Raw genomic sequence first — 6,715 nt, forward strand, 5'->3', positions numbered from 1 at the left:
GGGCTGCTAGCCCCTTATAGTAACGTATCACTTGGTGAGTTGAAACTTTGGTGACGTAAACGTCATGACTTGTTTAACTTTATACTTGTGGCTTGTTATCAGTTACTTGCCGTTATTCGCTGCTAGGCATAATTTTATAGCAAGGAACATAGTCAGTGCCGCCCGGCAGTTTCATTCGATGCTGTTCAACAAAGTCATTCAGCAGCTGGTCCATTTTTGTCATCAGCTCTTTGTCGCCATCAATCAGGAAGGGGCCATGTTTCTCTATCTCCAAAATACCTTCAGCTTTGACGTTACCTGCCACAATTCCAGAGAAGGCTTTACGTAGATTCGCCGCAAGGCTTTCTGTTTTCTGATCCATATGCAGATCAAGCGCCGCCATAGATTCATGTGTAGGGTCGAATGGCAGTTGGAACTCAGGTTCAATATGCAGTGACCAGTTGTAGCTGTAGGCATCGCCAGTCTCTTTACGGTGAGAGCGTACATCTGGCATTGCCTGTTTCATGATTTTCGCAGCGCGTGCTGGGTCATCAATCACGATCTCATAGTGTTTTTGCGCATCAGGCCCTAAGGTTTCGCCGATGAACTTGTCGATAGAACGGAAGTAAGCTTCACTCTCTTTTGAACCTGTTAAAACAATCGGCATTGGTTGGTCGACGTTATTTGGGTGCATCATGATCCCTAAGATATACAGCAGCTCCTCAGCCGTACCTGGACCACCGGGGAAAATAATGATGCCATGCGCCATACGAACGAATGCCTCAAGACGCTTCTCGATATCTGGCATGATCACCAGTTCGTTCACTATCGGGTTTGGTGGCTCAGCCGCAATGATTGATGGTTCAGTTAGCCCTAAGTAACGGTGGTCTGTATAGCGCTGTTTCGCGTGACCAATTGCAGCCCCTTTCATTGGCCCTTCCATTGCCCCCGGTCCACAACCGGTACAGATATTCAGCTCACGCAGGCCAAGTTCATTACCCACTTCGCGAGTGTACTGGTATTCAGTGGCATTAATTGAATGACCACCCCAACACACGATCAGGTTAGGTTCGATACCTGGCGTAAGTGCGCCTGCATTTCTCAAAATGCCAAATACAAGGTTGGTAATATGAGTGGCATTGGTCAGGTTGAGTCTTTGGTTATCTGCAAGGTGCATGTTGACGTAGACAATGTCGCGCAACACTGAGAATAAGTGTTCTTGGATACCCTTGATGATTTCACCATCGACAAAGGCATGCTCTGGTGGGTTGCTCAGTTCAAGCTTGATCCCGCGCTCACGACGGACGACCTCAACATCAAACGATTGATATTTATCGAGCAGCTCTTTGGAGTTGTCGGTGTGGCTACCCGAGTTGAGTACCGCTAACGTACAGTTACGATAAAGCTGGTACAGATCACTAGATGCGGTTTTCTTAAGACGCTCAACTTCAAGTTGAGAGAGTAAATCCATGCTACCGGCAGGGCTGATATGAGTGATCATAGTGCCTCCTTGTTGAAAAGAACTAGGGGAGGTTGAAAGTGGCCCTTTAGTTCGAGATGAGAAGCTAACGTTGAAAGTGTTTGGTTAAAGGCGAGAGAATTAACCAGACGAAACGATTACGACAGCGTTGCTCTTTTAAATACAGCATTGCTTGCCAAGAATGCTTGTTAAGCGAATGTTAATCATTAGCTTAGCAAACATTGAGGGATATGGTATGTGATAAGTATTTGAAAAAATGAAATAAATTAAATCTAGGGCTGTCTTAGTCCCAAACAAGTTGGTTGTTACCGCGCTGTTTGGCTTTGTTAAGTGTTTTATTGAGTCGTTCTAATACTTCTTCAGGTGTGTCTGACTCTTTAAACGGAGTACTTGCTGCGCACAAGGTAATTGTGATTTGTTGGTCACGGAATTTGAAAGGTAAGCGGCTGACTTGATTCTGGATGCTTTGAGTCACTTGATGGCAATATTCATCGCTTTGCTCGGGAAGTAGTAAGATGAACTCTTCACCAGAAAAGCGAGCGACAGTATCGGTAGTACCAATTTCTTTGGTGATCGCTCTTGCGATGATCTTGAGTGCTTTGTCACCAGCGGTATAGCCAAAGCTATCGTTAATTGCTTTGAAGTTATCGATATCTAGCAGCACGACTCTTAGTGAGTGTTGTGCACGAATCCAGCGACGATATTCTAACTCTAAACGATCGGTGAAGGCGGTACGGTTGTAGATCTTAGTCAGAGGGTCAAGCAGCATACGCTGAGCCTGATCTTCTAGACGCTTGCGGTAATCTTGGGTGACTTCATAGAGCGAATCTAATTGGTTTTTTCCGTAGCTCATTCTTTCTATTAGAGCTTGTTCTTTCTGTTCTGCGTGATTCAGTCTTTCTGAAAGAGAGGCAATTTCACTGAGCAGCGGGTTTATCGAAAGTTTTAAGTTATCAATATCCGTTGCTTTATCAACAGAGCTTTGGCTCTTAGTAACAAGTTCATTCAACTCCGAATTAAGACCTTGGCGATGTTCAAAATAGCTTTGGCTCTGGTCGGCGTTTTGATCGGCTGTTTTGATACTAGAAGCGAGCGAGGAATTGAGTTGTTCGATAAATTGTTCAGACTGCTTACGCTCTAGGCTCGTGCCATCAATCACCAGTTTGAGGATCTGAAGTGCTAGCTCAAGTAGGTTTTGTGTTGAAACACCAAGTAGTAGCTTCGCTCTAATATCGGTCAGTAGATCCCCCGATTCACCCTCGAAGTCGAGTTCAGTGATCAGGTGTTGTAACTCGTTTGATAGTTCGGAAAGGAGTTCTTGTTCAGTTGATTGATCTACGTCGGCAAAATGAGTGCGTGAGTTGTTTGCCATAATCTTAATGGCACGCTCATAAATGCTGAGAAGCTTCATCGCATGGTCGACTTTTTGACTGCCATGACACTCGGAGAAGCTAAGTAAGTTTCTTAGATCGCGCTTTAGCTGAGCCGGAAGGCCAGTTATACGCTGCAGCGTTTCCCCACTGTGCTTAATACTATCATCCAGATATCCGTTCTGTTTATCCATAGCCAACGTTTTTTGCTTGAGCATCCTTTCTAATACTGCCAACTTGGGGATCATTGAGCTAATGTCTTTTTGCTTTTCGAGCTCTTCCCTAAGGGCAATGAGATTTTCATCTAAATGAGTGTTGCTGCCAACACATGCATCACTTAAAGACGCAACGATACGCTTGAGAACTTTTTGTTCTCGAATAAATTTGAACGAGGTATCTCTTTGCGTCAAGCGGACTTGATCCAACTGATATTTCAGCTGGTGGAGTTGCGCCTGAATGTCTTTTTCAAGAATGCCCATAGATGTATTAATTAGCGCCGCGTAGATCGTACTCGATCGTATAGATGAAATTCCGTGACCTTGATAATAACAAAACTAAAAATAAGGTCACGACCTACGACGTTTAACCGCTCGCAAATCAGTCATCTTTTAGCATTTTTTTGATATTGTCCTCATTCTGGTGTGAGGATTGTATCTTTATTAACCCTTGATTAATCGCATGTTTACAAGCCTCTCTTATGTTACCCGTTGCAAGGCTTGCTGCGGGGGCATTGTCGATGGCTTTAAGGTAAACCCATTGGCTACTGCGTTCTTTGAGGCTGATTTCACGTGCCAGGTTGGTCGACATTAATAGTACATCGAGCAGCTCTTGGTCGTTAATCGCGGTATAAGCGCGTGGCAAGAACGGGTAGTCAGCGATGCCCATGCGGACGGTTCGATTAATGTTTCGCTCTGGTTCGAAGTGATTAATCCAAGATTGAATCTTTCTGAACATAGCCTCAGGCGATGTATCACGGTCAGCATTTGGTTCGATATAAAGCAAGTTTGCATCCGAGAAGTGGTAGACGCGCGCAGGACCTTCAAGCTTAGATTTAAGGAACTCGCCGAAAGCATCTTCGAGCTCTAAACCTGCTTTATAACCGTTCTGAGTGTACATATTGCGTAGGAACGGTAAATCTATCATCACAAAGCGTAAACGGTCGTTGAGTGGTTCATGAATCAACTCACCAAGTTGCCATTGTTCGAAGTTTTGGCTGGTTTGTTCTAGAGAATTTGATAGCTTCGCGTTCAGCATTCTTAGATTTGGAAGCTTTGAGCGTGAGTGTGTAAATAGGTCGGTACGCAGTGAATCCATTTCCGTGACTAAGGTTTGAATGATGTAGCCTCGGCGTAGCACAAAGAAGAACAAGACAATGCTGAACAAAAATAAGGCGAACGATATTTTCTGGAACTTATGGTGCTCAAGTTTGTATTTCTCTAATTCTTGTTCTTGACCTGCATAGTGGAGCGTTTGCTCGGCAAACTCTTTTTGTTGGCGGAATGCGTCTTCACCAACACGGTTGAGTTTTTGTTGTTCCAAAGAGACAAGGATATTGTATTGTTTGAGATTTGCTAGCGCTTGTTGTGGACGCCCTGCTTGCTCATAACCTAAAGAGAGCAAGTGGTAGGAGTGTTGCGACAGGCGCATGTTCTCTACCTGACGCGAAATCTTGAGCGCACGTGTCGCATGCTTAATTACATCTTCGCTTTCTTGTAGGTGGTATGCCAAACCTGCGGATAAGAGTGCAGCGCGGCCTTCCAATTTAGGAATGTCGGAATACTCCAGCAGTTCAAGAGCTCGTGCTAGGTATTGCTCGGCTAGAGGGTAGTTATAAAGTCGTAAGTAAGTCGCAGATAAACTTAGACGAATGTCAATGACTTGGTGGATGTCTCGGTCGGTACTCTCATGATCAAGGACATTGAAAAAGTGCACGAGGGCAAGGTTATATTTGCCTTGATTGAAGTACACATCCCCCATCTTTTTTAGTACTTGCGCTAATATGGGAGAGCTTTCAAAATTATCGTAAAAGTCAGCAGCTTGAGACAGGTGCTCTAGAGCTTTATCTAATACTTGGCGTTCAAAGAAAAGCTGTGCAAGTAGGCGGTTTACTTTGGCCAAGCGCGAACTCAGGTTACCTTCTACTGATTTCCAGTAGCCGTACAATAACTCAGATAGTGCATGGTTGTACTCTTTATGGGTAAGATAAAACTCGCCGACGGTGATGTGATAATCAATGACGACTTTTTCCGAGTGACGCTGTTCTAGGTAAGTTTTTGCTTCTTGATAGAGTTTTTCTGCTTCCCCTACGTTGTTGTTATAAGAGGAAATGTCGGCTTTCAACATGATTAAGCGATAGGTAATTCCTTCCGTCAGGCGTAAGGTTTTATTAACCGACTCTAAGCTTGTTTCTATTTTTTTTAGCTCTGATTCTGCTTGGGCAGATTTTCTGTCCGTAAGCCAAAGTAACCTAACTTTAAGTATTTCCAGATCTAACTTTAGATACTCAAGCTTATAGGTTTTTGCTAGCTCAGAGGCTTTGTCGATGTGCTGAATCGCAATACGAATGTTGCCTAGATTAAACTCTGCTTTCGCTAAGATCTTATACGCATCGATACTGCTGTTCGGGGTTCTAATCGAAGAGTCGGCCTCTTCACGAGAAATAGCTGACGGGCTCTTCTCGCGTTGATCTGAAAGGATACGTAGCGTTAGGTAGCTGTTGGCCATTCGTTTTGCTTGGCTCGGTTCTATCTCAACCAAGTTATTGGCTTCATTGAGGAGCGCCGACGAATAGACCGACGCATTAACCGATGTGCTTAAGCTTAAAATGAATAGACTAACAACGTATAACCAACGCATTTCAATGTCCCTTTAAAGATTTTGTAGGTTCAAATAAGTTTGGGCGGTTCACGCCGATTATTGGCGAGCCATACGCTTATTGTGGCTTGGTCTATCTTGCTCAGTTGAACGGTATGGATTGATATCCAGACCGCCACGACGCGTGTAACGTGCAAATACGGTTAGCTTCGATGGTGCACAGTATTTCATGATGTCAGTGAAGATACGCTCAACACATTGTTCGTGGAATTCGTTATGTTCGCGGAAAGAAACTAAATAGCGTAGCAGAGCTTCACGGTCAATTTGCTTTCCGGAATATGCGATCTCTACGCTGCCCCAATCCGGTTGATTGGTAATTAAGCAGTTTGACTTCAATAAGTGACTATGTAGAGTTTCTTCTACTTCTTGCTCGCCAGCAGCCCCTTCAAGCAGTGACGCTTCAAAATCATAGCTCGTGATTTGGATGTCTTGATTGTCGATACAGTCACCTTCCATCGTCACGATAGGTTGGTTGGTGTAATCGGTTACTGAATTTACATTCACAATCACAGATTCGCCTGCACATGCTGACAAATCTTGAGTTAGACGCTCAGTGACTTGATCCCAGTTTTCAAACTGAGTTTGGTTGTAGCTGTTTAGGTACAGCTTGAAAGATTTTGACTCAATCAAATTTTGGCTAGTTGCCGGAATGAACACTTCACCAACAGCCACTTGTGGTAAGCCATTGGTGTTTAGCCACGAAAGCTCGTACATCGTCCAAATATCATGACCAACAAAAGGTAACTCTCCGTTTAGCGCAAGATCATTACGATTAAGGCTACGAGGTACTGGTTGCAATAAACTTGCATCGTATTGGTTAGAGTACTCAGTTTTTTGGCCTAGGGTTAAACCCGCTAGCTCTTTTGCGTCAGAATATTTGCTCATACTTTCGTTTCAAATTCGATTAGAATGGGGTCGATTTTACTGAATCCCCATTATCCTGTCATTAAGTCATCGCTTAATCGGCACGGAAAGGGCTCGGATTCTATTTATTATTTTGTGTTTAGGAGAT

Annotated in this window: 4 protein-coding genes; all 4 read right to left on the bottom strand. The window is 44.0% G+C overall.

Annotated features, from left to right (window positions below; translation table 11 throughout):
- Positions 1–112: 112 nt before the first annotated feature.
- Entirely contained in the window at positions 113–1,480 is a 1,368-nt protein-coding gene (ppnN, locus tag AB4496_RS17375) for a nucleotide 5'-monophosphate nucleosidase PpnN (RefSeq protein WP_009847457.1), read from the bottom strand.
- A 262-nt stretch (positions 1,481–1,742) separates the two neighbouring features.
- A complete protein-coding gene (locus AB4496_RS17380) occupies positions 1,743–3,308 on the bottom strand; it encodes a GGDEF domain-containing protein (RefSeq protein WP_009847456.1) in 1,566 nt (521 codons plus the stop codon).
- A gap of 118 nt (positions 3,309–3,426) precedes the next feature.
- Positions 3,427–5,685 (bottom strand): lipopolysaccharide assembly protein LapB, encoded by a 2,259-nt coding sequence (locus AB4496_RS17385; RefSeq protein ID WP_009847455.1) that lies wholly within the window; start codon positions 5,683–5,685, stop codon positions 3,427–3,429.
- Between the two features lie 57 nt (positions 5,686–5,742).
- The gene (gene queF, locus AB4496_RS17390) at positions 5,743–6,588 is read right to left on the bottom strand and encodes an NADPH-dependent 7-cyano-7-deazaguanine reductase QueF (RefSeq protein ID WP_009847454.1); all 846 of its coding nucleotides are present in this window, start codon (positions 6,586–6,588) and stop codon (positions 5,743–5,745) included.
- Between the last annotated feature and the right edge of the window lie 127 nt (positions 6,589–6,715).

Source organism: Vibrio sp. 10N.222.46.A1 (assembly GCF_041473595.1).
In the GTDB taxonomy this organism is placed as follows: Bacteria; Pseudomonadota; Gammaproteobacteria; order Enterobacterales; family Vibrionaceae; genus Vibrio; species Vibrio tasmaniensis_A.

What these genes read in the sequence shown, in the direction of transcription:
- ppnN (WP_009847457.1), bottom strand. Translation starts at nt 1,480, where the DNA reads ATGATCACTCATATCAGCCCTGCCGGTAGCATGGATTTACTCTCTCAA.
- AB4496_RS17380 (WP_009847456.1), bottom strand. Translation starts at nt 3,308, where the DNA reads ATGGGCATTCTTGAAAAAGACATTCAGGCGCAACTCCACCAGCTGAAA.
- AB4496_RS17385 (WP_009847455.1), bottom strand. Translation starts at nt 5,685, where the DNA reads ATGCGTTGGTTATACGTTGTTAGTCTATTCATTTTAAGCTTAAGCACA.
- queF (WP_009847454.1), bottom strand. Translation starts at nt 6,588, where the DNA reads ATGAGCAAATATTCTGACGCAAAAGAGCTAGCGGGTTTAACCCTAGGC.